Source organism: Kitasatospora indigofera (assembly GCF_014655955.1).
GTDB classification, from domain to species: Bacteria; Actinomycetota; Actinomycetes; order Streptomycetales; family Streptomycetaceae; genus Kitasatospora; species Kitasatospora indigofera.
Window position 1 is genome coordinate 35,993 of sequence record NZ_BNBO01000054.1, and the last position, 24,977, is coordinate 60,969.

Genomic DNA, 24,977 nt, shown 5'->3' on the forward strand with positions numbered 1-24,977 from the left:
CGGGAACGTCGGGCGGGCGCACCGGGCGGGCGGACCCGGGCGGGCGCTCCAGCCGGTGCGCGCCGGTCCGCACGGCCCCGGCGGCCCGAGGGGCGGCCGGGCGTCGCCCCGGGAACGGCCCCGGGGGGACGCCCGGGGCGGCCGTGCCCTCAGCGCGAGGGCGCCAGCTTCGCGTCGAGTTCCGCCTGGTCCGCCACGAACCACACCTGGTTCCCGCGGTTGGCCTCGCGCACGAAGTCGCGCAGCGCGTCGCTCCGGGCGACGTGGGCGGAGATGTCACCGACGACGACCAGCCTGAGCCGGTGGTTCACGAACTTCTGCACGGCCTCCCCGGCCAGCCCGGAGCGCAGCGAGAAGAACTCCTCCGCGAGCCGCTCCACCGGGAGGGCAACGACCTCGGCCTGACATCCCATGGCCTCGCCGATCAGGTCGAGGGCCGAGCTGCCGTCGTTCAGCGTCGGGCCGTCCTGACCGAGGCGGAGGACGGAAACCCCGTGCGTTTCCACGAGTTCCTGGGATGTCATGGCCCGATCCTACCGACCCGGCCGGCGGTCCTCCCCCGCCGTCCGGGGCGCCCGGGGCGCGGCCCGGAGGACAGCTGATCAGCCATCATGTCCCGTGCGGCGAAGAGCGGGTGCGCCGACGCGGCGGGCCGCCCCGGTGGCGCGTCCGCGGGGCCCGGCGGTCCGGCCGGACGGACGGTTGGGGATCATGGTCCGGTGCCGGTGCACCCGGAAGCCGGCCGGAGGACCCGGACCAAGGGGATAGGAGCTGTCGATGGACAAGTCTCAGATTGAGGCCTACCTGGCCAGGATCGGGGCGGAGCGGCCGGAGCACGCGGACCTGGCGGGGCTGCGGGTGCTGCAGCGGGCCCATCTGGGGGCCGTCCCGTTCGAGAACCTCAGCATCCATCTCGGCGAGCCGGTGACGCTGACCGAGGAGGCGCTGCTGGCCAAGGTGGTCGACCGGCGCCGCGGCGGCTTCTGCTACGAACTCAACGGCGCCTTCGCCGCGTTGCTCACCGCCCTCGGCTACCGGGTGACCCTGCTCGGGGCCCGGGTGTTCTTCGGCGAGCGGCTGGGGCCGCCGATGGACCACCTTGCCCTGCGGGTCGACCTGGACGAGCCGTGGCTGGTGGACGTCGGGTTCGGCCGCTTCAGCCACGCCCCGCTGCGCCTGGACGAGCGCGGCGACCAGCAGGACGGCGCGGGCGTGTTCCGCCTGTCGGAGCACGGTGATCACGGTGCGCGCGGTGCGGACCTGGACGTCCTGCAGGACGGGTCGCTGCAGTACCGGCTGGAGCCGCGCGGCTACGCGCTGGCGGACTTCAAGCCGACCTGCTGGTGGCAGACCACCTCGCCCGAGTCGCACTTCACCAAGTGGCTGACCTGCTCGCTGCTGACCGAGGACGGCCGGGTCACGCTGAACGGCACCCGGCTGATCCGGACGGCCGGCGAGGAGCGCACGGAGACCGACCTCGACGAGCGGGAGGCGCTGGAGGCCTACCGGACGTGGTTCGGCATCACGCTCGACCGGCTGCCCGTGACGCCGCCCGCACCGCCCGCACCGCCCGCACCGCCCGCACCGGCGGCCCCGGCGGCCCCGGCGGAGTGACCTCGCCGCCGCGCCGAACGGGCCGGGCCCCGGTCGGGGCCCGGCCCGGGTGCGCGGCGGCGGGCGGTCAGCAGCGGAGTTCAGCGCCGGGCACGGTGCTCGACGGTGGCCCGGTGCTCGACGGTGGTGCGGTGCTCAGCGGTGGTGCGGTGCTCAACGCCGGGCGCTCAGGCCGAACCCGTAGGCGAACAGCGGGTCGTACTGCTGGTCGCCGATGTTGACCGGCTCCTGGGCCTCGCTGCGCGGCCAGCTGACCGGGAGCTTCCCGGTGAACGGGCGCTTGCCGAAGAGCACGTCGGCGACGCCCGCACCCTCGCTGCCGGGCAGCCAGGACATCACGAAGGCGTCGGTCTTGGGCAGTTCGCCGGTGATGATCTGCGGGCGGCCCGCCACGTCGAGGACGACGCACGTCCGGATCGCGCCGCAGACCCGGTCGACGGCGGCCCGGTCGGCGGCCGAGATCTCCAGCGTGCGGCCGTTGTTGCCGACGTCGCCGACCCCCTCGGCGTACGGGGTCTCACCGATCACCACCACGCCGACGTCGTAGCCGTCGGTCGGCGCGGAGGCGTCCGCGCTGTAGGTGGTCCGCGCCGCGTTCTGCCGGATGCCCTGGAGGATCGTGGTGCCGGGGATGGTGGCGCCGGACTGCCCCTGCCAGGTCACCGTCCAGCCGCCGGCCTGGTTGCCGATGTCGTCCGCGTTGGTGCCGGCGACGTAGATCCGCTGGGAGGGCCTCAGCGGCAGCGCGTGGCCGTCGTTCTTCAGCAGCACCTGCGACTCGGCGACGGCCTTGCGGGCCACCGCCCGGTGGGCGGGCGAGCCGATCGCGGCCGCGCCCGACCGGTCGGTGTAGGGGTGCTCGAAGAGCCCGAGCCGGAACTTGGCGCGCAGGATCCGGCGGACGGCGTCGTCGATCCTGGCGGTGGTGACCCGCCCGGCCCGCACCTCGGCCAGCAGGGTCTGCTCGAAGGTGCCGGCGCTGTACGGCTCCATGAACATGTCGAGCCCGGCGTTGACGGCCGTCCGCACCTGGGTGGCGTAGTCGCCGGGCAGCTGGTGGATGGCGTCCCAGTCGCTGATCAGGAAGCCGTCGAAGCCGGTCTTCTGCTTCAGGACGTCGGTCAGCAGCTCCTTGTTCGCGCTCATCTTCACCGGGTTGCCGATGCCGTCCTCGGTCCAGTCCACGCTGGAGTACGAGGGCATGATGCTGCCCACGCCGTGCTCCCGGACGGCCGCGACGTACGGGGCCAGGTCGATCGTCCGGAAGTGCTCGCGGTCGGTGATCGTCACGCCCTGGTCGAGCTTGTACCCGCCGTTGGTGGAGCTGCCGTAGGCGGTGTCGCCGTCCCCGGCGAAGTGCTTGGCGGTGGCCAGCACCCGGTCGGGACGGGCGAGGTCCCGGGGGTTGTCGCCCTGGAGGCCGTCGATCGCGGTCTCCATCCGGGTGACCAGGGCCGGGTCCTCGCCGTAGCTCTCGTAGGTCCGGCCCCAGCGGTCGTCGCGGGCGACGCAGACGCAGGGCGCGAAGACCCACTGCGGGCCGGTGGCCCGGGTCTCGGCGGCGGTGATCCGGGCGGCCTCCCGGACGAGGTCCGGGTCGCGGGTGGCGCCGAGGGCGATGTTGTGCGGGAAGACGGTCGCGCCGACCAGGTTGTTGTCGCCGTGCACCGAGTCGATGCCGTAGAGCAGCGGGATGTGCAGCCGGGTGTCCAGGGCGCGCTTCTGGTAGCCGTCGATCATGTCGGCCCAGGCCTGCGGCGTGTTCGGGGTGGGGGTGGAGCCGCCGCCGGAGAGCAGCGAGCCGAGCGCCAGGGTGGTGATCCGGCTCTGGTCCGACTCGACGGAGTTGCGCTCGGCCTGGGTCATCTGGCCGATCTTCTCCTCGACGGTCATCCGGCCGAGGAGGTCCCTGACCCGCTGCTCCACCGGCGTTCCCGGGTCGAGGTAGCTGCCGGCGCCCTGGCCGGCGGGCGCGGCCTGCGCGGTGGTGACGGGCGTCGCGCCGACGGCCAGTGCGGTGGCGGCGAGCAGCGCGCCGCCCAGCAGGGTCCGGCGGCGGGCGCGGCCGGTCGTGCCGTTGGGGTGGAGTTTCACCGGTGTCTCTCCGTCTCGAAGGGGTGCCACGAACGGGGTGGGACCGCATGCCGCGACCTGGGCGCGGCGAACGGGGTGCGGGCTGCGAGCAGCGGGCCGGGGCCCGAGGGAGCGGGTCTGACGGCATGCCAGGAGCGGGTGCGGCGCTCCGCACTCCGACCGGACGGGTCCTGACGCCGTGTCCGGCCGGGTGCGACGGCTGACATGAAATCAGACCTACCGACCACTTGGTAAGTATCGTGCGCAGGCTTTTTTCAGAGCATGACAATTCCCGTCGCGGCGGGCCCTCCGCTCGGTCCGGAGGCCGCCGGCGCAGGCCCGTAGACTTCGCCCGGTGACACCCAGAAGCACGAACGAGGCGGCCGGCGCAGGCCCGGCGCGCGCGACCGCCGCCCGCCGGGCCTCCGGTGCCCGGCGGCGCGAGGAGATCCTGCGGATCGCCGTCGAGACCTTCGCCACCCGCGGCTACCACAACGCCTCGCTGGCCGAGATCGCCGAACGGGCCGGCCTCACCCAGGCCGGGCTGCTGCACCACTTCCCCTCCAAGACGGCGCTGCTGAGCGGTGTCCTGGAACTCCGGGACTCCTCGGAGATCGAGGCGCTGGGCCCCGGAAGGCCGCGCGGGACGGCCTTCCTGGACCACCTGGTGGAGACCGTCCGGCTGAACTCCACCCGGGAGGGCATCGTGCGGCTGTACGCGGTGCTGTCCGCCGAGAGCGTCACCGAGGGCCACCCCGCCCAGCAGTTCTTCCGCGACCGCTACGACGGCCTGCGGGCGCTGGTGACCGAGGCGCTGCGCGAGGCCTGCGAGCCGGGCGAGGTCGACGCGGGCCTCGACGTCGAGAGCGTGGCCAGCGCCGTCATCGCCGTGATGGACGGCCTCCAGGTGCAGTGGCTGCTCGCGCCCCGGTCCGTCGACATGGCGGCCGTGACCCGGCGGGTGCTGACGGCGCTGCTGGCCGACCTTCGGCCGCCCGCCGCCGGGCCGGCCGGGAGCGGGCCCGGCGACGCGTCCGGGACGCCCTGACCCGGCGACGGGCGGGTGCGGGCCGGCCGGCGGCGGGCGGCCCGCCTGCGGTGATGGCCGGGCCCGGCGGGCGCCTCGGATAGCCTGGGTCGACCATGAACCGTCTGACCACATCGTGGGGCGAGTACGACCTCACCCGCTTCCCCGAGGACCCGCGCGACCAGCTCCGTGCCTGGGACGCCGCCGACGAGTACCTGCTGCGGCACCTCGACGGCACCGCCGGTACCGCCGGCGCTCCGAGCCCCGGCACCGGCACCGGCACCGACCCTGGCCCGGGCCCGGGCCCGGGGGCGGGGGCGGGCCCGGGGGCGCCGGCCGGGCAGCCGGCGGCCCGCCCGGTCGGCCTGCGGGGCACCGTCGTGGTGCTGGGCGACCGCTGGGGCGCGCTGGTCACCGCGCTCGCCGGGCGGGTGGAGCCCGGGGAGACCCGGCTGGTCCAGATCAGCGACTCCTACCTCGGCCAGCAGGCCACCCTCGCCAACCTGGCCCGCAACGGCTCCGGCGACGCGGACCGGCCCGGCGGGACCGGAGCCGTCGAGCTGCTCTCCACCCAGGACGCGCCGCCGGAGCGGATCGACGTCCTGCTGGTCCGCGTCCCCAAGAGCCTGGCGCTCCTGGAGGACCAGCTGCACCGGCTGGCCCCCGGCGTGCACGCCGGCACCGTGGTGGTCGGCACCGGCATGGTCACCGAGATCCACACCTCGACGCTGAAGCTGTTCGAACGGATCCTCGGCCACACCCGTACCTCGCTGGCGGCGAAGAAGGCCCGGCTGATCTTCTGCGCGCCCGACCCGGCGATCCCCCGCACGCCCGGCCCGTGGCCGCACAGCTACGCGCTGCCCGAAGACATCGGCGTGGCGGGCGGCCGGACGGTGGTCAACCACGCCGGCATCTTCTGCGCCGAGCGCCTCGACATCGGCACCCGGTTCCTGCTGCGCCACCTGCCGGAGCGGCGCGGCCCCGAGCGGGTCGTCGACCTGGGCTGCGGCAACGGCGTGGTCGGGACGGCGGCGGCGTTGGCCAACCCCGAGGCCGAGGTGCTCTTCGTGGACGAGTCGCACCAGGCGGTCGCCTCGGCGCGGGCCACCTACCTGGCGAACACCGACCCGGCCAGGCAGGCCGGCGCCGAGTTCCGCACCGGTGACGGCCTGGCGGGCGTCCCGGCCGGCTCGGTGGACCTGGTGCTGAACAACCCGCCGTTCCACACCCACCAGGCCACCACCGAGGCGACCTCCCGGCGGATGTTCACCGGCGCCCGGGACGCCCTGCGGCCCGGCGGTGAACTCTGGGTGATCGGCAACCGGCACCTGGGCTACCACGTGAAGCTGCGCCGGCTGTTCGGCAACTGCGAGGTCGTCAGCAGCGATCCGAAGTTCGTCATCCTCCGGGCCGTCAAGAACTGAACTCCGGGATCCCGCGCGGCCGGAGGTGCACGTCCGGCCCGCCGCTCCCGGCTCGTCGTGCCCCCGGGCCGGCCGTCCGCCGGGGGCGATCCCGCCGGCTTCGCCCCCTGGTGCCCACGCCCTGGACGAGTAAGATCATCCCACGGGGTGGTGACCGACCGTGACGCGCGAGCGGGCTCGCACGAGCGCCGGCACCCCCGCGACACTGGGGGGTGGGTGACGTGTCCGTGCGGTCCGGGCTGCGCGCGCTGGAACGGCTCGCGGGTCGACTGCCGTCCGGTGTCGACCTGTACCAACTGCGCCCGGACGGCCGGGTGCTGCTCGCCGACCGCCGGGGCGCCCGCGAACTGGGCCCGCAGGACCCGGGCGGGGAACTGCTGCGCTTCATCGACGACGGCCAGTTCGCGCACTACCTCGTGGGCGACGCGAAGACCTCGCCCGAGCGCCCCTCGAACGCCACCTACAAGCTCGGCATCGTGGGCCCGCGCAGCGCCTTCACCCCGCACGCGCACGGCGGCGAACACCTGGTCCTCAGCCTCGGCCACGCCTCCTGCGGCCTCTACGACGCCGAACGCCGCCGGGTGGTGGACCTGCCGCTCGCCCCGGGCCTGCTGGTCCGGATCCCGGAGCTGATGCCGCACTCCTTCGCCAACCGGGGCGACGGGCCGCTGAACATCCTCGCCGCCAACACCGGCTTCGGCATCGACCACGAGGACTACGCGATCACCGCCGCCGAGGCCGAACGCCGGTCGGACACCGAACTCGCCGCCCAGCTCCGGGAAGTGGAACGGACCCAGCGCCTGGGTACGGTCACCGCCGGAGAGCGGCTGGCCGCCCGGCTGCGCCGCCTCGCCACCGCGCTGGAGGTCCCGAGATGATCTGCCCGCACTGCTCGGCGAACCTGCTGTACAAGGAGCGGACCGGCAACACCTGCTCCAAGTGCCGCAAGTCCTTCGCCCTCGAACCCAAGTCGGCGCCGCACGGCCTCAGCGACGTGGGGCTGCGGCGCGCCGTCGAGCGGCTGACCGCGGACGGGCGGATCACCGTCACCGTCGGCCAGCTCCACTACGCCACCGGCCGCCGGCACCTGGTCGGCGGGGCCGCCCCCGAGCGGCGCGGGAGCCTCGGCTGCGCGATACCCGCCCTGCTGGCCGGCCTGCCCACGCTGGGCTTCGCCCTCCCCCACCCGGCCGGCGCCGGCGCGGTGGCCGCCCTGGCCGGCCTCGCCCTGGTGGCGATCGGGATCAGGTCCGCCGTCCGCTGGACGCGGTTCAAGCCGATGAAGCCCCGTGAACTCCTGTGGAGCGCCGACGATTTCCGGCGCTCGGTGACCGATCCCTGGCAGCGGCGGTACGGCGTGCTGCCACGCGGGCTGGTCACCGAGGACAGCGTCCGGCCCCGGCCGCCGGCCGCACCGGTCGCCGCAGTGCTGTGCGAGGACCGGACCGTCCGGACGTTCCTCCAGGCCAACGCCTTCGAGGAGCGGCACCGCGTGCTCGTCGTCCCCGACCCGGCCTCGGTGCCCGCCGGCCTGCCCGTCGTCGTGCTGCACGACGCCGGCGCGGAGGGCTGCCTGTCCGTCGGCCGGGCCCGCGCCGCCCTGGCGGGCCACCGGGTCCTCGACGGCGGCCTGCCGCCGCGCGCGGTGATGGCGCAGCCCAAGGCCCTGCAACTGCGACAGCCGGACGTCCTCCCACGGACCATGGAGCTGCTCCGGGCCGAGGGGGGTCTCGGCGAGGCCGAACTCGGCTGGCTCGCCGAGGGCTGGTGGAGCCCGCTGGCCGCCGTACCGCCCACCGCGCTGCTGGACGCCGCGACCCGGGCCGTCGAGCGGCTGGCCGCCGCCGTGCGGGCCGAGGACGACCCGGCCGAGGTACGGCGTCGGGCGCTCGCCGTCGGCTTCCTCACCTGGCCCGAGCAGAGCACGTGACGACACCCCGGAGCAGCCGATGAGCCCCCGACCGCCGTCCGGCCGCGCGCCGGTCGACCGTGCGCCGATCGACCGTGCGCTGGCGCGGGCCGCCGCCCGCGCGGGCGAGCCCGGCGGTATCCGCTTCACCGAGCGCCAGCTGTACTACGAGCTGTGCCGGGTGCTCCGGCCGCTGCACGCCGGGCCGCGCCGGATCCCGTACACGCTCGCCCCGCCGGTGACCTACCGGCGGTTCACCGAGGCGCTCGCGCGGACCGGCCGGCCGCCCGGCCTGCTGCCCGCACCGGCCCCGGCGGCGCCCGTCCGCACGGCCGGGAGCGACCCGAGCGACCTGTACGACTACGGCTTCCCCCGGCTGCTGGTGTGCCAGGACCGGTCCGTCGCCCGGATGCTGATCGCCAACGACCTGCACCTGGAGGCCGCCTGCCCGGTCTTCGCCGCCGAGGACCTGCCGCTCGACCCACGCCTGTCGGCCGCCCTCGACCGGGCCGGGGACGCGGTGATCCACGTCCTGCACGACGCGAGCCCCGCCGGGCTCGCCTGCTACCGGCGGGTCCGCGACGCGCACGCGCTGCCGACCCGCTCGATGGGCCTGGTGCCACGGCACGCCGGCGCCCTGCACCTGACCGCCGGGCGGGCCCCCGGGCCGCTGCGGGGCACGCTGCCGGAGCACCTCACCGCCGGGCTGCGCCCCGCCGAGCGCGCCTGGCTGGCCTCGGGCCGCTTCAGCGAGGTCTCCGCCGTCAACCCGGCCCGGCTGCTGCGCGCGGTCATCCGCACCGTGCGCGGCACCACCGGCACCCGCACGCCGGTCCGGCAGCACCTGCGCGGTTTGCGCGAAGCCGGCTTCATGACCTGGCCGACGCCATGATCCCCACCCGCGAGGACCTCGGACGATGACCCAGCCACGCCACATCACGTACTCCGACGAACTGCTGGCCGACGGGACGGCCCACCGCCGCTACGAGGACGGCCGCAGCGAGTGGCGCCGCCGGGGTGCCGACGGGCTGGTGCACTGGCACGACACCTTCGGCGACGCCGGGACCGACGAGCGGCTCGGCACCGACCTGGTCAAGCGCGTGCACGCGGACGGACGGGTCGGCTACGGCCGTGACATCGGCTACGGCCGCACGGTCTGGGGCAACGGCGAGACCGTCCTGGTCAACCGCACCTCCTTCGGCGGCCGGCTGGGCGTGGTGCTCACCGCCCTGGGGCTGGCCGGCGCGGTCGCCGTGACCCAGTACCCGCCGCTCGCCCTCTCGCCGGAGGAAGAGGAGGAGCTGCGTGCCCAGGCCCGGGCGCAGGCGTCCAACGGCTCCGCCGGGGAAGGCGGTTCGGGCTCCGGGGACTCGGGGGGCGGCGACTACTCGGGCGGCTGGGACGACACCGACGACGGCGGCTGGGACGGCGACGACTTCGGCTGACCGCACCCGCACCTACGCCCGCAGCGCCCCCGCACCCCCGCACCCCGGACGCCGTACCCCGCAAGCCCACCGGCCCCCGGCCGGACCGACCACAGGCTGAGAGGCACCTCCCCCATGGCACGCTGCTGCGCCTGCGCAGGACCGGACGAGGACCGGGCCCGCGCCCAGCTGGCCGCGCTGACCGGTGCCCCGGCCCGCCCCGGATCGGCCCCGGCCGCCCTGATCGACGGCGAACCCGGCCACGCGAGCGGCCCGTTCACCCTGGACGGGCTCACCGCCGTCGGCGAGGTCACCCTGCACAACCGGTCCGACCTGCTCGCGGCCCTGGCCGCGGCCGGCGCCGCCGCGCCGGCCGGCTGCCCGGACGGCGAACTGCTGCTGCGCTGCTGGGCCCGGCTCGGGGCGGCCGGGATCAGGGCCGCCGAGGGCATGTTCGTGCTGATCGTGGTGGACGGCGCCGACCTGGTCCTGATCCGCGACCAGGTCGGCGCCCGGACGGTCTTCTACGCCCGCGCCGACGGCTGCTGGGCCGCGTCCACCTCGCTCCGCTCGCTGCGGCACTGGCCGGCGCTCGGCACCGGGCTGAACCTCGCGGCCGTCCGGTCCTTCCTGACCTTCGCCTACCTGCCCGGCGAGGAGACCCTGCTGCGCGGGGTGCTGGAGGCGCTGCCGGGCCGGATCCTGCGCCTGGCGGCCGACGGGAGCGCCACCCAGGAGCCGTACTGGGAGCCCTCGGACGCCCTCGCCCTGCGGGGCGGCCTCCCCGCCGGAGAACTCACCGCCGGCGAACACCCCGACGGCCGACTCGGCCCCGAGGCCTACGCCTCGCGGCTGCGCACCCTGCTGGAGGACGCCACCCGCTGCCGGCTCCCGCAGGACGAGAGCGTGGCCGTGCTGCTCTCCGGCGGCGTGGACAGCTCCCTGGTGACCGCGCTCGCCGCCAAGCTGCACACCCGCCCGGTGCACACCTACTCGATCAGCTTCGGCGACGAACTGCCCAACGAGCTCGGCTACTCGGGCCTGGTGGCCGAACACTGCGGCACCCGGCACCGGATCCTCACCGTCTCCGGCGAGCAGGTCGCCGCCCGGCTGGCCGACACGGTGGCCCTGCTGGACAGCCCCGTCGGCGACCCGCTCACTGTGCCCAACCTGATGCTCGCCGAGGCGGTGGCCGGCGACGGGCTGCGGGTGTCGCTCAACGGGGAGGGCGGCGACCCGGTGTTCGGCGGCCCCAAGAACCTGCCGATGCTGGTGCACGAGCTGCACCGGGACGACCCCTCGCCGGGGGCCCGGGCCGAGGCGTACCTGCGGTCCTACCGCAAGTGCTACCAGGACCTGCCCGTCCTGCTCACCCCGGAGGCGCTGCGGGCGCTGGCCGGCGAGCCGCACCCGGAGCGCTTCGTCGCGCCCTACCTGCGGCCCGGGGCGATGCAGTCGCTGCTCAACCAGCTGCTGCACTGCAACCTGCGGACCAAGGGCGCCCACCACATCCTGACCAAGGTGGAACGGCTCACCGCCTCCCAGGGCGTCCAGGGCCGATCGCCGCTGTTCGACCGGCGGGTGATCGACCACGCCTTCGCCACCCCGCCGCGCTGGAAGCTCAACGGCACGGTCGAGAAGTGGGTGCTCAAGGAGGCCGTCCGGGACCTGCTGCCGGACACCGTCACGGACCGGCCCAAGAGCGGCATGCGGGTGCCGGTGCAGAAGTGGCTGCGCGGCCCGCTGCACGAACTCTCCGGCGACCTGCTGCTCGGGGACCGGGCCCGGCAGCGGGGCCTGCTGCGCCCGGACACCGTCCGGACCTGGATGCGCGGGGAGGGCACCCTGCTGCCGCGCCAGGGCGGCAAGTTGTGGCTGGTCCTCACCCTGGAGCTGTGGCTCCGCGCCTACGACCTGTGACGCGCCCGCGACCCCCGAAAGGCACTCCCTTGGACACCTCCACCGACAGCCCCGACGCCGGCCCGGCCGGCCGCGCCCCCGCCTCCGCCCCCCTCCTCGATCTGGCCGACCCCCGGACCGGCCGGCTCCGGGGCACCCTGGAGCCGGCCCGCGCGGAGCGGGTCACGGCCGCGGTCACCGCCGCCCGCGGGGCGCTGCCGGCCTGGCGCGGGCTGACCCCCCGGGAGCGGGAGCGGCGGCTCGACGCGCTCGCCGACCTGGTCGAGGAGTACCAGGAGGCGTACGCCGAGCGGGAGCGGGCCGGTACCGGCAAGCCGCTCGCGGAGGCGCTCGGCGAGGTGCGGCAGGTCGCCGACCTGTTCCGCTTCTACGCGGGGGCCGCCCGGGCCGGCAGCGCGCCCGCCGCCGGCCGGTACGTCCCGGGCCACGAGAGCTGGGTGCGCTGGGAGCCGGTCGGGGTGATCGCCGCCGTCGTCCCGTGGAACTACCCGCTGCTGATGGCCGCCTGGCGCTGCGCGCCGGCCCTCGCGGCCGGCAACACGGTGGTGGTCAAGCCCGCGGAGACCACGCCCGACTCGGTGGCGCTGCTGGCCGAGCACGCCCGGCAGGCGCTGGGCGAGGGGGTGCTGGCCGACCTGCCGGGCGACCGGACCACCGGGCGGCTGCTGGTCGCCGCCGCCGTCGACATGATCGCCTTCACCGGCAGCGCCGCCGCCGGGGCCGAGGTGGCGGCGCTGGCCGGCGGCCGGCGCACCAGCCTCGAACTGGGCGGCAACAGCCCGGTGCTGATCCTCCCGGACGCTCCCGCGCACACCTGGGCCGACCTGGCCGCCGCCTGCACCTACAACGCGGGCCAGAGCTGCGCCGCCCCGGCCCGGGTGATCACCCTCGCCGAGAACCACGACCAGGTGGTCGCCGAGCTGACCGCCGCACTGGCCGCCCGGCAGGCCGGCCGCGACTTCGGGCCGCTCAACAACCCCGACCAGGCGGCCCGTTACGACCGGATCGTGGCGGCCTCCGGCGCCAAGTACTCGGTGGCGGCGCCCGGGCGCACGGACGGCCTCTGGCGGCCGGCCCGGCTGCTGGCCGAACTCCCGGACGACGACCCGGCCGTGCTGGCGGAGGTCTTCGGCCCGCTGCTCACGGTGCAGCGGGCGGCCGGCCTCCAGGAGGCGCTCGCCCTGGCCGACGGCGTCCCGCAGGCGCTGGCGGCCAGCGTCTGGACGAGCGACCTGGCGGCCGGGCTCGACCTGGCGGCCCGGCTGAACGCCGGCGAGGCGTGGCTCAACTGCCATCTGGTGCAGTCCGCCGAACTGCCGCACGGCGGCCGGGGCGCCTCGGGCAGCGGCACCGACCTGAGTGCGCTGGCCCTGCACGAGTACCAGCGGCCGAAGACGGTCACCGCCCGGCTGGGGCGGCCGCTCTGACGCGCCGCCGGCCCCGGCACCGTGCGGAACGGTGCCGGGGCCGGCGGAGCCACGGGCGGCGAGGCCACGGGCCGTTGACGCTGCCGGGCGGTTGACGCTGCCGGGCGGTGACCGTGCCGGTGCCGGGTCAGGCCTCGGCGGGGCCGTCCTGCGGCTCGCTGGCGCGGATCATGTCCTCGCGCTCGACGACCTTGATCCGCTCGCGGCCCTCGCGCTCGCCGAGCGCGCGCTCGTGGGCGTCCAGGCGGTGCCAGCCCTCCCAGGTGGTGTAGCGGACGCCGCGGCCCTCCAGGAAGGCCGTGACGGCGTCCTCGGCGGGGGCCTCGGGGGTGCGCAGCCGGCCGCCCTTGAAGTCGTCGACCAGGCAGGCCACCGTCTCGTTGGCGTCGCCCTTGGTGTGGCCGATCAGGCCGACCGGGCCGCGCTTGATCCAGCCGGTGACGTACGTGGACGGCAGGTGGGTGCCGTTCTCGACCACCCGGCCGGCCTCGTGCGGGACGGTGCCCGAGAGGGTGTCGAAGGGCAGCTTGGGCAGTTCGGCGGAGCGGTAGCCGACGGCGCGGTAGGCGGCCTGGACGTCCCAGTCGCGGAACCGGCCGGTGCCCTTGACGTTGCCGGTGCCGTCCAGCTCGGTGCGCTCGGTGCGCAGCCCGACGACCCTGCCGTCCTCGCCGAGCACCTCGACCGGCGACTCGAAGAAGTGCAGGAAGAGCTTGTGCGGCCGGTCGCCGATGTCGCGGATGGCCCAGTTCTCCAGGGTGGAGGCGACCATGTCGGCCTGCTTGTTGCCCCGGCGGGTGGCGATGCTGCCGTCGTCGTAGTCGATGTCCTCGGGGTCGACGATGACCTCGATGTTCGGGGAGTGGTCGAGTTCGCGCAGCTCCATCGGGCTGAACTTGGCCTGGGCGGGGCCGCGCCGGCCGAAGACGTGCACCTCGACGGCCTTGTTGGCGGCCAGCCCCCGGTACACGTTGGCGGGGATCTCGGTGGGGAGCAGCTCGTCGGCGGTCTTGGCCAGGATCCGGGCCACGTCCAGGGCGACGTTGCCGACGCCGAGCACGGCGACCTTCTCGGCGTCCAGCGGCCAGTCGCGCGGCACGTCGGGGTGGCCGTCGTACCAGGAGACGAAGTCGGCCGCGCCGTAGGAACCGTCCAGCTCGATGCCGGGGACGCTGAGGTCGCGGTCGGCGTCGGCGCCGGTGGAGAAGATCAGCGCGTCGTAGAACTGGTGCAGCTCGTCCAGGCTGATGTCGCCCGGGTAGTCGACGTTGCCGAAGAGGCGGATCTGCGGCTTGTCCAGCACCTGGTGCAGCGCGGTGATGATGCCCTTGATCCGCGGGTGGTCCGGCGCGACGCCGTACCGGATCAGGCCGAAGGGCGCGGGCATCCGCTCGTAGAGGTCGATCGACACACCCGGGTCCTGGGCCACGTCGGACTTCATCAGCGCGTCCGCGGCGTAGATGCCGGCGGGGCCGGCTCCGACGATGGCCACACGTATGGGACGGGGCATGGGGGTGTTCCTCCGACTGGCAGGGCTGGACGGGCGGGCAGGCGAGCGGGCGGACGGCGTTCCGGGCGGGCCTGGGCGGCCCAGTGGCGCACGGTCCACGATTTCCCGGCCGGCGCCCGTCCGGTAGACGTGCTGGACCTATGGCCCCATAGGCCGGGCCTATGCCCGGACCCGCGCTCCATGTTAGGACACCCTTACACAACGGACGGCCGAATGGTGAGCCGCCCCCGCCGGGACGGCCCGTCCGACGGCGCCGCCAGGCCCTCCGCCCGCCGGGGCCGGCCCGGCGCCGGACACGCCGACGCCGCCCGTCGGCACCGGGGGCGGGCGACGGGCGGCGCGGGATCAGCGGGGATCAGCGAGGGCGAGCCGGATCAGCCGGCGGCCGGGGTCGGCAGGGTCAGCGCGCCGCCGGGGCGTAGCCACGGGTGACGATCCGCTCCGCGCCCTCCTCGTAGTAGCCCGGGTCGGTGGGCAGCTCGGTGTCGAGGCAGGTCACGTACCGGTTGTACAGGCAGAACGCCGCCGCGATCAGCACCGTGTCGTGGATCTGGGCGTCGTCGGCGCCGGCCTCCCTGGCCTCCGCCACCAGCTCCGGCGGCAGCGCCCGGACCGGCCCGCGGACGGCGCCGGCGATCCGCAGCAGGGCCCGCAGCCGCGGCGTGACGGGCGCCTCGTCGAGCCCGTGCAGCACCGCCTTCACGAGCTCCGCGCCGCCGTCGAGCTGCGCCGCGGCGAAGGCGCTGTGCGATCCCGAGCAGAACTCGGTCTCGTTGAGTTCCGAGGTGTACGCGGCGATCAGCTCGCGCTCGCCGCGGCTCAGCGACAGCGGGCTGCGGAGCAGCGTCTCGGCGAGCTGGTTGAGCGGGGCCGCGGTGTCGGGGCGCTGGGCCATCAGGCCACTGATGCCCGGGAGGCCGTTGGTGATGCTGATGTGGGGCATGACTGTTCACTCCGCGGGGTCGGCCGGACGGACGGACGGTCCATGCTGGAGCCCCCTCCGGCCGCCCCACTACTCCGAGGTTGCCCTCTTCGCCCCGGCGTAGCCCTCCCCGCCCGGCCGGCCGGGCGCCCGGCTTCTTGACGTACCGTCGAGGCTCGCGGAGCCTGGCGTTGAGCATCCACCCGGTACGGGGAGGATCGGTGACGGACGGACTCGGGGCGGGCCATTCCCGTCCGGTGGCGTGGCGTACCCCACAGCAGGCTGCTCGCCCGCCGCCGACCAGGTGATCTAGGCTGGACGACGTGCTCATACTCGTCAGCCGTCGCCACGTGGACCTGCTCCGCGTCACGAGCATGTCCTGTCGACGCTCCGGCTGACCCTCCCCACACCTTCACCGCGCGGCCCCCCGGGGGCCCGCATCCCCCTCCCGGCCCCGCGGCCCCCGCCCCACCCGGCGCGGCTTCGGCGTCCCCGGTCACCACCGGGCCCGGCCGGGACGAGACACAGCGGATGTCACCCATGACGCAGCAGGCACCCACCCCTTCCACCGGCTCCACCACCGACGGCCGCCAGACCGCGGGACTGCCGGTGATCGACCTCTCGCTCGCCGCCGGCGACGCGGACGACCGCACCCGGCTGCACGACGACCTGCGGGCCGCCGCCACCGAGGTCGGCTTCTTCCAGCTCACCGGCCACGGCATCACCGCCGGGGAGACCGCCGCGCTGACCGACGCGATGCGGGCCTTCTTCGCCCTCCCCGAGGCCGACCGGCTGGCCGTGAGCAACCTGAACTCCCCGCACTTCCGCGGCTACACCCGCACCGGGGACGAGCGCACCGGCGGCAGCCAGGACTGGCGCGACCAGCTGGACATCGGCGCCGAGCTGCCGCCGCACGTCCCCGCCCCCGGCGAGCCGCCGTACTGGTGGCTGGAGGGCCCGAACCAGTGGCCGGAGGCCCTGCCGGAGCTGCGCACCGCCGCCCTGCACTGGATCGACCGGCTCAGCGCGGTCGCCGGGCGGCTGCTGCACGAGCTGCTGGCCTCGATCGGCGCGCGGCCGGACTTCTACGACCACGCCTTCGCCGGCCACCCGCACCTGCGGCTGAAGCTGGTGCGCTACCCCGGCACCGCGCCCGACGGCGCCGGCCAGGGCGTCGGCGCGCACAAGGACTACGGCTTCATCACCCTGCTGCTGCAGGACGGCGTGGGCGGCCTCCAGGTGGAGCGCGAGGGGGGTGGGTTCCTGGAGGTACCGCCGATGGAGGGCGCCTTCGTGGTCAACCTCGGCGAGCTGCTGGAGGTCGCCACCGACGGGTACCTCAAGGCCACCAACCACCGCGTGGTGAGCCCGGCCGGCGCCCGTGAGCGGTTCTCCGTGCCGTTCTTCTACAACCCGCGCCTGGACGCCCACATCGAACCGCTGGACTTCCCGCTCGCCCACCACGCCCCGGGCGCCACCCAGGACCCGGGCAACCCGCTCTTCGCCGACTTCGGCCGCAACGAGCTGAAGGGGTACCTGCGGGCCCACCCGGAGGTCACCCGCCGGCACCACGCCGACCTGCTGGAGAGCGGCTCCCGGTAGGTCCCGGACGGGCGCGCGGCCGCCGCCGCCGGCTTCGGCCGCAACGAGCCACCGGGCTACCTGCGGGCCCACCCGAGGCACCCCCGTGGCAGCGCGCCGGCCGGCCGGGGGCGGCTCGCGGCAGTTGCCGGGCGGGTGGCCGGCGCCCCTAGGCTGGCCCCATGTCACGACGAAAGCCGCCGCCCGCCCCCTCCCCCACCGCCCCCTGCCCGTGCGGCCTGCCCGCCGTCTACCGGGACTGCTGCGGCCGGTTCCACCGGGGCGAGGCCGACGCCCCCACCGCCGAGCGGCTGATGCGGTCGCGGTTCAGCGCCTTCGTCGTCCGGGACGAGGCGTACCTGCTGCGGTCCTGGCACCCGGACACCCGGCCGGCCGAGGTGCCCTTCGACCCGGAGCTGCGCTGGCTGCGGCTGGAGGTCCACTCCAGCACCGAGGGCGGGCCGTTCCACCGGGAGGGCACGGTCGACTTCAGTGCCCACTTCACCGACGAGGGGTACGCGGACGTGCTGCACGAGAACAGCCGCTTCGTCCGGGTGGACGGCGCCTGGGTCTACCTCGACGCCCTGCCGCCGGGCACCTGATCCCGCCCGGCCCCGGCCCCGGGCGCGCCGGAACGACCGCCCTGCGGGCGGGCACCGGTGCGCCCCCGCCGGGCGGTCGTCCCGGGGCGCTAAGTTTTTTTCGCGATGTCCCGGCGGGGACGTCGAAGGCGCGGGGCCGGCTTCGACCTGTCCGTGAAAGCGCCCCACCGGGCGCACCGATCAGAGGAGCAGGCCATGAAGTACATGCTGTTGATGCAGTTCAGCCGGCAGACCGCCGATTTCGCGCCGATCGACGGCTGGACCCAGGACGAGCTCCGGGCGCACATCGGCTTCATGCGGGACACCAACCTCAAGCTGGCCGCGACCGGCGAGCTGGTGGACGCCCAGGGCCTCGCCATGCCGGACACCGCCAAGATCGTCCGCTCGCACGCGAACGGCGCCCCGGTGGTGACCGAGGGCCCGTTCGCCGAGACCAAGGAGTTCCTGGCCGGCTGGTGGATCGTGGACTGCGAGGAGCCCGGCCGGGCGCTGGAGATCGCCGCGGACATCTCGGCGGCCCCCGGCCCGAAGGGCGAGCCGCTGAACATGCCGATCGAGGTCCGCCAGGTGATGTCCGGCCCGCCGTCGGACCTGTGACGGACGCCGTGGACCCGGCCGTGGACGCCACCGGGGAGGCAGGCGTGGACGGAGCCGTCCGCTGACCCGGCCCGTGGGCACCGTCAACGACCTGCTGCGCGAACTCGCGCCGCAGGTCGTCGGCGTGCTCACCCGCCGCCACGGCGACTTCTACGCCGCCGAGGACGCAGTGCAGGAGGCGCTGCTGGCGGCCGCCACCCAGTGGCCCGCGGAGGGCGTGCCGGACAGTCCGCGGGGCTGGCTGGTCCAGGTCGCCTCCCGCCGGATGGCCGACCAGGTGCGCAACGAACAGGCGCGCCGCCGCCGCGAGGACCGCTCCGCCCGGCAGGTCCCGGCCGACCGGCTGGCCGCCCCGGCCGCCGACGAGGAGGACCGTGCCGGGCACGACGACACCCTGACCCTGCTCTTCCTCTGCTGCCACCCCTCGCTCTCGCCGGCCTCGGCGATCGCCCTCACCCTGCGTTCGGTGGGCGGCCTGAGCACCGCCGAGATCGCGGGGGCCTTCCTGGTGCCGGAGCCGACCATGGGGCAGCGGATCAGCCGGGCCAAGCAGCGGATCCGGTCCTCGGGGCTGCCGTTCCGGCTGCCGGACCGGCAGGAGCGCCCGGGCCGGCTGGACGCCGTGCTGCACGTGCTCTACCTGATCTTCAACGAGGGCTACACCAGCAGCGCCGGCCCCGACCTGCAGCGGGTGGAGCTGACCCGCGAGGCGATCCGGCTGACCCGCGCCCTGCACGCGCTGCTCCCCGGGGACGGCGAGGTCGCCGGGCTGCTCGCGCTGATGCTGCTGACCCACGCCCGCAGCGCCGCCCGGACCGGCCCGGACGGCGAACTCGTGCCGCTCGCCGAGCAGGACCGCACCCGCTGGGACGCGGCGCTGGTCGCCGAGGGCGTCGCGCTGATCACCGCCGCCCTGCCGCGCGGCCCGGTCGGCCCGTACCAGCTGCAGGCGGCGATCGCCGCGGTGCACGACGAGGCGCCGACCGCGGACACGACCGACTGGCCGCAGATCCTCGCCCTCTACGAGGTGCTGGAGAGCGTCTCGGCCAACCCCGTGGTCACCCTCAACCGGGCGGTCGCCGCCTCGATGGTGCACGGCCCGGCCGCCGGGCTGGCCGTGCTGGCGGAGTTGGAGTCGGACGGCCGGCTGGCGGGCCACCACCGTCTGTACGTGGTCCGCGCGCACCTGCTGGAGCAGGCCGGCGACCGGGCCGGCGCCGTCGAGAACTACCGGGCGGCCGCCAACCGCACGGCCAGCCTGCCGGAGCGGCACCACCTCACGCTGCGGGCCGCCCGGCTCGCGGCCGAGGATCCCCCGCCGGCGGACGGCCCGTCCGGGCCCTGACCCACGACCGGCCCGGACCGTCCGGGGCGGGCCGGCGGCCCGAGCGGAGCCGCGCGGCCGCGCGAGCCGCCGGGTCCACCCAGGCCACCCGGTCCACCCGGTCCACCGTCGAAACTCCGTTGCCCGGCACGCCCGCACACCCTGACAATTCGGATATGTCACGTTCCTTCGAAGAGCTGGTCGGGGAGGCCGAGGCCGTCCCGGTGGACGGCTGGGACTTCTCCTGGCTGGACGGCCGCGCCACCGAGCAGCGCCCCTCCTGGGGGTACCAGCGGACCATCGGCGAGCGGCTGGCCCGGGTGCACGCCGCGCTGGACCTGCAGACCGGCGGCGGCGAGGTGCTGGCCGGCGTCCCGGCGCTGCCCCCCGTGATGGTGGCGACCGAGGGCTGGCCGCCGAACGTCGTCCTGGCGACGCGGCTGCTGCACCCGCTCGGCGCGGTGGTCGTCGCCGACGCGGAGGAGGGGCCGCTGCCGTTCGCCGCCGAGGCCTTCGACCTGGTCACCAGCCGGCACCCGGTGGCCGTGCGGTGGGCGGAGATCGCCCGGGTGCTGCGCCCCGGCGGCAGCTACCTCGCCCAGCACGTCGGCCCGGCCAGCGTCTTCGAACTCGTCGAGTACTTCCTCGGCCCGCAGCCCGAGGCGGTCCGCCGGGGCCGTCACCCCGACGACGCCCGCCGGGAGGCCGCGGCCGCCGGGCTGGAGGTGGTCGACCTGCGGCTCGAATCGCTGCACACCGAGTTCCGGGACATCGGGGCGGTGGTCTGGTTCCTGCGCAAGGTGATCTGGATGGTGCCCGGCTTCACCGTCGAGCGGTACCGCGACCGCCTGCTGGAGCTGCACCGGCGGATCGAGGCCGAGGGGCCGTTCACCGCCCGCACCACCCGGTACCTGATCGAGGCCCGCAAGCCCGCCTGACCCCGGGCCCTTCGCACCCCCGACCCGGTCGGCCGCCCCGGCCCGCCGGGACCGGCGCCCGGGGTCCGAGTCCGGGGTCCGTGTCCGGGCGGCCCGCGGCCCCCGCGCCGCTACAGCCGGTCGCCCGGGAGGTCCAGGTACTTCCGCCGCAGCAGGTCGATCACCGGGTGGCCGCCCGGCAGGGCCAGCCCGTCGACGGCGGAGATCGCCTGGACCCCGATCGCCGCGTTGGTGGCGAAGGCCGCCTCGAAGCCCGCCAGGTCGGCGAGCCGGACCGGCTCCGTGACGCTCCCGTGCACCTGCTTGACCAGCTCCATCGTGGTGCCCACCAGGCACCGGGCGGCCGGCCAGAGGACCTGCCCGTCCCGGACGAAGCCGACGTTCCAGGTGCCGCCCTCGGAGACTTCCGACCCGGCGTCGGTGAACAGGGCGTCGTCGAAGCCGGCCTGCTGGGCCGCCCGGCGCTGCCGGAGCGAGCTGAAGAGGCCGACACTCTTGATCTCGGGCGCGTCCCGGACGAACCGCACCGACCGGACCCGCAGCGGCGGCAGCGGCAGATCGCCGGCCGGCCGGGTCGTCACCAGCACCTGCGGGCGGCCGCCCGCGCCCAGCCGGCCGATGTCCAGGGCCGGGTCGAAGACGGTGACCCGCAGCACCGCGGTGCCGGCGGCGGGCGCCGCGCGCGCGGCCAGCTCCCGGACCCGCCCGGTGTCCAGCTCCACGCCGAAGACGGCCCGGCAGTCCCGGGCCAGCCGCGCCAGGTGCAGTGCCAGACCGCGGGCCCGGCCCTCCTCCACCCGCATCGAGGTGAAGTGGCCGTAGTTGGTCAGGGCCAGCGCCTGCAGCTCGTCCGCCCCGACGGGCCTGCCGTTGAGTTCCGCCATGCGCCCAGCATGCCAGCCGCCTCCGGCGGCCCCGGACCGGTACCCGGGGGCCGGCCCGCCCGGCCGCTCAACTCGACTCGGGGTGCACCCGGTGCAGGCCGCGGCGGTCGTAGTAGGTGGTCATCGCGAAACCGAAGACGAGCGCGGCCACCGTCGCGATCGCGATCATCACCCAGGCCCGGGCCAGCCCGGCGTCGGCCTGCGCCCCGAAGTACAGGATCGACCGGACACCGTCGCTGAGCTGGCGCATCGGCTCGAAGACCGCCAGCCCCCGGTAGAAGGTCGGCAGCGCCTGCAGCGGGATGGTGGCGCCGGAGGAGGGCAGCGACAGGGCGATGAAGATGAACATGGCGATCAGCTGCCCGATCCCGCCGAACGCCGCGAGGAGCGCCTGCACCCCGAGCCCCACGGCGGCGCTGGCACAGACCGAGAACACCCAGAGCAGCGGCAGGTGCGAGGCGTCCATGTCCAGGATCACCACCGTCGCGAGCATCACCAGGCTGGACGTCACCATCGCCAGCACGGCGGACATCACGCTGGTGACCGCCAGGGTCCCGGTGCGGCTGATCCGGACCAGCGGCAGCTGGGTGCGCAGCGGCCCCAGCTCGCTGGCCGCGTACCCCAGCGAGACGTCCACGCCGTTGCTGATGATGTTGGCCCCGAGGAACCCGCAGAGCACCAGCAGCAGGGTGTAGTAGAAGGCGGTCAGCCCCAGTCCGCTGTGCGGGCCGATCGGGTGGCCCACCTGGACCACCACCGCCAGCGGGTCGGCGACCAGCAGCCGGGCCGCGTTGGTCGCCGCGCCGCCCTGGGCCGCCGGCAGCGCGCTCAGGCTCGCGCCGAGCTGAAGCGAGGCCTGGTGCGCGGCCTCCTGCGAGATGGACGACGCGAGCGAGGACGCCAGGCTGCCCACCCCGGGGTTGGTGAGGACGAGCATGCTCGGCCTGGCTGGCTCCGGCTGGGCCGCGGCGCCCAGCGCCGCCACCGCCGCGGTGAGGCCGGCCGGCGCCTCCAGGACGCCGTACAGCTTGCCGGAGGCCAGCTGGTCCGTCGCGGCGGCCTTGTCGAGCGGCCGCCAGGAGACCTGCTGGTTCGGGTCGGGCGCGGCGAGGACGCCGGCGGTGATCCGCGCGCCGAGGTTCTCCTGCTGTCCGCCCAGCTGGGCGCCCTGGTCGGAGTTGACCAGGCCGATCGGCAGCCGGTGCAGGTCCGCGCGCGGGTTGACGATGCCGCCCATGTAGAGCAGGGAGAGCAGCAGGGCGACCGCTCCCACGATGATCGTCGGCAGCGCCCAGACCTTGGGGTTGCGCAGCACCTGCCAGGCGCTCACCCCGGCCCCGGACTGGTTCGAAGTCATGGCTCTCCCGCGAGCGTCGGTCGGGCGGCCCCCGCAGCAAGCTAGCCGCTGACGGCCGGCCGGCCCCGGCGCCTCGCCCGTACGCGCACCGGGTGGGACCCGGTCGGCGGTGCCCCGACGGCGCCGGGGACGGGCCCGGGCCGGCGAACCGGACCGGGCCCGCCGGGCGGGAGCCGTCAGGCCTTGCCCTTGAGCCCCGCCGCCAGCTGGCCGGCCAGCTTGGTCGCGCCCGCCGTCCCCTTGTCCGTGCCGCTGCTCACCAGCACCGTCACCACCGCGGTGCCCACCCGGGCCGCCACCAGGGTGGTGCCGCCCTTCCATTCGGGGCTGGTCAGGGTGATCACGTAGGCCTCGTCGCCTACGGCGGGCAGCGCCTTCTCGGCGACCGTCACCTTGCCGTTGGTCTGCGGGTCGGTGTAGCTCGGGCAGGCCAGCGAGAGCTTGCCGAGCGCCCCGACCACGGTCTGGGCGGTCTTGTCGCGGTAGACGTCGATCTCCTGCGCCGACTCGGCCGAGGCGTTCTTGTCGATGTAGGCGTTCTCCGCGAAGGAGACCCCTGATATGCCGGTGATCTCCGTCCAGGACGTCGCGCCGAGCCGGGTGCAGTCCGGTGCGGGCACCTCGGTGACGGCCGGGAGCTGGTAGGTGTCGCCGGTGTCGCGGGTGCTGGCGGCGTCGATCGCGAAGCCGGTGGCGAAGGCGGTGGCGGGGGCCAGCAGGGCCTTGAGCTGCGTACCGGTCAGCAGGCCGGCGTTGGGGTCGGCGGCGGCCGGCGCCGCAGGGGTCGCGGACGGTGTGGCGGCCGGTACCGCGGCCGGGGCGGCCGCGGTGGTGGCCGGCGCGGGGGCGGCGGCCTGCGGGGCGGCGGAGGAGCAGGCGGTCAGCGCCAGCGGGAGCACCGCGACGGCAAGGAGTCCGGCGGCAGGGGTGATGAGACGCACGATGGGGCCCGACCTCGATGTTCGAATTTCGCGCGCACCGGATCGTCCGGGCGCTCTGGGGGGTGTCCGCTGCCCGGTCCGGGGGTGCGCCGGCGCTGCCGGTACCGTCGCCGGCCGGCCCGGCCACCGGCCCACGGCGGCCTCGGGCAGCGTGGTCGCGCTGCGGCGGCGGGCGGGCGAGGCGGCGGGGGCAGGACGGGGCGGGCCGGAGCGGGCGGGGAGGCGGGCGTCGGGGGACACCGGCCAAGATCGGCAGCGGGACTCGCGCATCCCATCGGGTAACCACCGGCCGGGCAAGGGTTCAGCGGAAGTCTTTGCCCGACCATGTGAAATGTTTGCCGAAACGCCTGCGAAACGAGCAGATCAGGCGTATAAGCGAGGACGCCCGACTGACCGGTCCGGCCGGGCCCGCCCCTGCCCCCCGGGGGGACTCCGGACCCGGCGCGGGACCCGGGCCGGGCCGCGTCGGCCCCGGACGGACCGGCTGCGGGCGGTGTCACACTGCTACTGTCACAGCGAGAGTGTTCCGACCGGTGCCCGCCGACAGGTTCCCCGAGCAGCAAAGGCGCCGAGCCATGACAGCCACGCCCGCCACGCCCGGCCTGTCCGCCACGCCCGGCCTGTCCGCCGCCCCGGCCGGGCCCGACGCCATGCCCGGCAGCGGACCCGACGCCGGGCCCGCCCCGGCCGGCGCCGGCACCCCGGGCACACCGCCGCCGCGGCTCACCGTCGACGAGCTGGCGGCGCGGGCCGGTGTCACCGTCCGGACCCTGCGCTTCTACAGCACCAAGGGACTGCTGCCCCCGCCGGAGCTGGGCCCGCGCCGGGTCGGCCTGTACGGGGTCGAGCACCTGGACCGGCTGGAGCTGATCGAGGAGCTGCAGCGGCAGGGCCTGACGCTCGCCGCGATCGAGCGCTACCTGGCCCGGCTGCCCGAGGACATCAGCTCGCTCGACCTCGCGATCCACCGCGCGCTGGTCGCGTCCTGGATGCCGGAGACCGCCGAGGAGACCGGGCGGGCCCAGCTGGAGCGCCGGGCCGGGCGCGCGCTGTCGGACGCCGACATCGCCCGGCTGGCCGCGATGGGGGCCCTGGAGCGGACGGCGGAGGCCGACGTGTTCCGGGTCGATCCCGGCCTGCTCCCGCTCGGGGTGCGCGTGCTGGACGTGCCGATCCCGCTGGAGACCCTGGTGGCGGCCCGGGCCGTGGTGCTCGGGCACAGCCGGGCCACCGCGCACGAGCTGCACCGGCTGTTCCGCGAGACGGTCTGGAAGCCGTACCGGGAGAGCGGCCCGGCGCCGGCCGAACTGGAGCGGATGAAGGGGCTCACCGACCACATCCAGCCGATGATCGCGCAGGCCCTGGTGACGGCGTTCCAGCGCTCGCTGCGCGAGGAACTGGGCGAGGAACTGGGCGACGACCGGGCCGCCGGGCCCGCCGAGGGCTGACCCGGCCGCCGGGCCCCGGCCCCGTCGACGCCGGACGGCGCCGCGCGCGGGACCG

Annotated in this window: 21 protein-coding genes and 1 pseudogene; 15 read left to right on the forward strand and 7 right to left on the reverse strand. The window is 75.6% G+C overall.

The genetic code is table 11. The features are described 5' to 3' along the window. Positions 1-149: 149 nt before the first annotated feature. A complete protein-coding gene (locus tag IE329_RS31890) occupies positions 150-524 on the reverse strand; it encodes a DUF4180 domain-containing protein (protein WP_190214501.1) in 375 nt (124 codons plus the stop codon). A 253-nt stretch (positions 525-777) separates the two neighbouring features. Between IE329_RS31890 and IE329_RS31895 the strand changes: the two genes are divergently transcribed. Further along, positions 778-1,614, forward strand: a complete 837-nt coding sequence (locus IE329_RS31895) for an arylamine N-acetyltransferase family protein (protein WP_190214502.1) — start codon at positions 778-780, stop codon at positions 1,612-1,614. A 165-nt stretch (positions 1,615-1,779) separates the two neighbouring features. Here IE329_RS31895 and IE329_RS31900 read toward each other — a convergent pair. After that, a pseudogene (locus IE329_RS31900) lies at positions 1,780-3,693 on the reverse strand (glycoside hydrolase family 3 protein); the annotation flags it as partial. A 445-nt stretch (positions 3,694-4,138) separates the two neighbouring features. Between IE329_RS31900 and IE329_RS31905 the strand changes: the two are divergent. The 8 genes from IE329_RS31905 to IE329_RS31945 all read left to right on the forward strand — a co-directional run bounded on the left by IE329_RS31905 (position 4,139) and on the right by IE329_RS31945 (position 12,818). Continuing rightward, entirely contained in the window at positions 4,139-4,735 is a 597-nt protein-coding gene (locus tag IE329_RS31905) for a TetR family transcriptional regulator (RefSeq protein ID WP_373311358.1), read from the forward strand. 95 nt (positions 4,736-4,830) lie between these two features. Then, a complete protein-coding gene (locus IE329_RS31915; protein WP_229927933.1) occupies positions 4,831-6,138 on the forward strand; it encodes a methyltransferase in 1,308 nt (435 codons plus the stop codon). Positions 6,139-6,359: 221 nt separating this feature from the next. Further along, a complete protein-coding gene (locus tag IE329_RS31920; RefSeq protein ID WP_190214504.1) occupies positions 6,360-7,016 on the forward strand; it encodes a cupin domain-containing protein in 657 nt (218 codons plus the stop codon). Further along, positions 7,013-8,068: a hypothetical protein gene (locus IE329_RS31925; protein ID WP_190214505.1), complete on the forward strand. Its 1,056-nt coding sequence runs from the start codon at positions 7,013-7,015 to the stop codon at positions 8,066-8,068. The genes IE329_RS31920 and IE329_RS31925 overlap by 4 nt, the downstream gene beginning before the upstream one ends. 19 nt (positions 8,069-8,087) lie before the next feature. Next, the gene (locus tag IE329_RS31930; protein WP_190214506.1) at positions 8,088-8,939 is read left to right on the forward strand and encodes a hypothetical protein; all 852 of its coding nucleotides are present in this window, start codon (positions 8,088-8,090) and stop codon (positions 8,937-8,939) included. A gap of 25 nt (positions 8,940-8,964) precedes the next feature. Beyond that, positions 8,965-9,492 (forward strand): hypothetical protein, encoded by a 528-nt coding sequence (locus IE329_RS31935; protein WP_190214507.1) that lies wholly within the window; start codon positions 8,965-8,967, stop codon positions 9,490-9,492. Positions 9,493-9,606: 114 nt separating this feature from the next. Then, on the forward strand, positions 9,607-11,391 hold the full coding sequence (locus IE329_RS31940) for an asparagine synthetase B family protein (RefSeq protein WP_190214508.1): 1,785 nt from the start codon (positions 9,607-9,609) through the stop codon (positions 11,389-11,391). A 29-nt stretch (positions 11,392-11,420) separates the two neighbouring features. After that, positions 11,421-12,818: an aldehyde dehydrogenase family protein gene (locus IE329_RS31945; protein ID WP_229927934.1), complete on the forward strand. Its 1,398-nt coding sequence runs from the start codon at positions 11,421-11,423 to the stop codon at positions 12,816-12,818. Between the two features lie 127 nt (positions 12,819-12,945). Here IE329_RS31945 and IE329_RS31950 read toward each other — a convergent pair whose 3' ends face one another. After that, entirely contained in the window at positions 12,946-14,328 is a 1,383-nt protein-coding gene (locus IE329_RS31950) for an FAD-dependent oxidoreductase (RefSeq protein WP_190214509.1), read from the reverse strand. Between the two features lie 400 nt (positions 14,329-14,728). Further along, positions 14,729-15,271, reverse strand: a complete 543-nt coding sequence (locus tag IE329_RS31955; protein WP_190214510.1) for a carboxymuconolactone decarboxylase family protein — start codon at positions 15,269-15,271, stop codon at positions 14,729-14,731. Between the two features lie 519 nt (positions 15,272-15,790). Between IE329_RS31955 and IE329_RS31960 the strand changes: the two genes are divergently transcribed. The 5 genes from IE329_RS31960 (at position 15,791) to IE329_RS31980 (ending at position 20,292) form a co-directional block, all read left to right on the forward strand. After that, positions 15,791-16,852 carry an isopenicillin N synthase family dioxygenase gene (locus IE329_RS31960; RefSeq protein WP_229927935.1) on the forward strand — a complete coding sequence of 354 codons (1,062 nt, stop codon included), beginning with the start codon at positions 15,791-15,793 and terminating at the stop codon, positions 16,850-16,852. A 161-nt stretch (positions 16,853-17,013) separates the two neighbouring features. After that, positions 17,014-17,433 carry a YchJ family protein gene (locus tag IE329_RS31965; protein ID WP_190214512.1) on the forward strand — a complete coding sequence of 140 codons (420 nt, stop codon included), beginning with the start codon at positions 17,014-17,016 and terminating at the stop codon, positions 17,431-17,433. A gap of 195 nt (positions 17,434-17,628) precedes the next feature. After that, entirely contained in the window at positions 17,629-18,030 is a 402-nt protein-coding gene (locus tag IE329_RS31970; RefSeq protein ID WP_190214513.1) for a YciI family protein, read from the forward strand. A 73-nt stretch (positions 18,031-18,103) separates the two neighbouring features. Beyond that, entirely contained in the window at positions 18,104-19,375 is a 1,272-nt protein-coding gene (locus IE329_RS31975) for an RNA polymerase sigma factor (RefSeq protein ID WP_190214514.1), read from the forward strand. Between the two features lie 155 nt (positions 19,376-19,530). Continuing rightward, positions 19,531-20,292 (forward strand): class I SAM-dependent methyltransferase, encoded by a 762-nt coding sequence (locus tag IE329_RS31980; RefSeq protein ID WP_190214515.1) that lies wholly within the window; start codon positions 19,531-19,533, stop codon positions 20,290-20,292. A gap of 110 nt (positions 20,293-20,402) precedes the next feature. Here the strand turns inward: IE329_RS31980 and IE329_RS31985 are convergent, their stop codons facing one another. The 3 genes from IE329_RS31985 to IE329_RS31995 all read right to left on the reverse strand — a co-directional run bounded on the left by IE329_RS31985 (position 20,403) and on the right by IE329_RS31995 (position 23,474). Next, positions 20,403-21,176 (reverse strand): aminotransferase class IV family protein, encoded by a 774-nt coding sequence (locus IE329_RS31985; RefSeq protein WP_190214516.1) that lies wholly within the window; start codon positions 21,174-21,176, stop codon positions 20,403-20,405. Positions 21,177-21,243: 67 nt separating this feature from the next. Then, on the reverse strand, positions 21,244-22,533 hold the full coding sequence (locus IE329_RS31990) for a YhgE/Pip domain-containing protein (protein ID WP_190214517.1): 1,290 nt from the start codon (positions 22,531-22,533) through the stop codon (positions 21,244-21,246). 176 nt (positions 22,534-22,709) lie between these two features. Continuing rightward, complete coding sequence (locus IE329_RS31995; protein ID WP_190214518.1) at positions 22,710-23,474, reverse strand: hypothetical protein; 765 nt, start codon at positions 23,472-23,474, stop codon at positions 22,710-22,712. Positions 23,475-24,124: 650 nt separating this feature from the next. On the opposite strand from IE329_RS31995, the gene IE329_RS32000 reads away from it, so the two are divergent. Continuing rightward, the gene (locus tag IE329_RS32000; RefSeq protein ID WP_190214528.1) at positions 24,125-24,922 is read left to right on the forward strand and encodes a MerR family transcriptional regulator; all 798 of its coding nucleotides are present in this window, start codon (positions 24,125-24,127) and stop codon (positions 24,920-24,922) included. The last annotated feature ends 55 nt before the right edge of the window (positions 24,923-24,977 follow it).

Excerpts from the sequence above, each read along its gene's own strand:
- IE329_RS31890 (WP_190214501.1), bottom strand. The coding sequence starts at position 524 with ATGACATCCCAGGAACTCGTGGAAACGCACGGGGTTTCCGTCCTCCGC.
- IE329_RS31895 (WP_190214502.1), top strand. The coding sequence starts at position 778 with ATGGACAAGTCTCAGATTGAGGCCTACCTGGCCAGGATCGGGGCGGAG.
- IE329_RS31915 (WP_229927933.1), top strand. The coding sequence starts at position 4,831 with ATGAACCGTCTGACCACATCGTGGGGCGAGTACGACCTCACCCGCTTC.
- IE329_RS31925 (WP_190214505.1), top strand. The coding sequence starts at position 7,013 with ATGATCTGCCCGCACTGCTCGGCGAACCTGCTGTACAAGGAGCGGACC.
- IE329_RS31930 (WP_190214506.1), top strand. The coding sequence starts at position 8,088 with ATGAGCCCCCGACCGCCGTCCGGCCGCGCGCCGGTCGACCGTGCGCCG.
- IE329_RS31935 (WP_190214507.1), top strand. The coding sequence starts at position 8,965 with ATGACCCAGCCACGCCACATCACGTACTCCGACGAACTGCTGGCCGAC.
- IE329_RS31940 (WP_190214508.1), top strand. The coding sequence starts at position 9,607 with ATGGCACGCTGCTGCGCCTGCGCAGGACCGGACGAGGACCGGGCCCGC.
- IE329_RS31950 (WP_190214509.1), bottom strand. The coding sequence starts at position 14,328 with ATGCCCCGTCCCATACGTGTGGCCATCGTCGGAGCCGGCCCCGCCGGC.
- IE329_RS31955 (WP_190214510.1), bottom strand. The coding sequence starts at position 15,271 with ATGCCCCACATCAGCATCACCAACGGCCTCCCGGGCATCAGTGGCCTG.
- IE329_RS31960 (WP_229927935.1), top strand. The coding sequence starts at position 15,791 with ATGACGCAGCAGGCACCCACCCCTTCCACCGGCTCCACCACCGACGGC.
- IE329_RS31965 (WP_190214512.1), top strand. The coding sequence starts at position 17,014 with ATGTCACGACGAAAGCCGCCGCCCGCCCCCTCCCCCACCGCCCCCTGC.
- IE329_RS31970 (WP_190214513.1), top strand. The coding sequence starts at position 17,629 with ATGAAGTACATGCTGTTGATGCAGTTCAGCCGGCAGACCGCCGATTTC.
- IE329_RS31980 (WP_190214515.1), top strand. The coding sequence starts at position 19,531 with ATGTCACGTTCCTTCGAAGAGCTGGTCGGGGAGGCCGAGGCCGTCCCG.
- IE329_RS31985 (WP_190214516.1), bottom strand. The coding sequence starts at position 21,176 with ATGGCGGAACTCAACGGCAGGCCCGTCGGGGCGGACGAGCTGCAGGCG.
- IE329_RS31990 (WP_190214517.1), bottom strand. The coding sequence starts at position 22,533 with ATGACTTCGAACCAGTCCGGGGCCGGGGTGAGCGCCTGGCAGGTGCTG.
- IE329_RS32000 (WP_190214528.1), top strand. The coding sequence starts at position 24,125 with ATGCCCGGCAGCGGACCCGACGCCGGGCCCGCCCCGGCCGGCGCCGGC.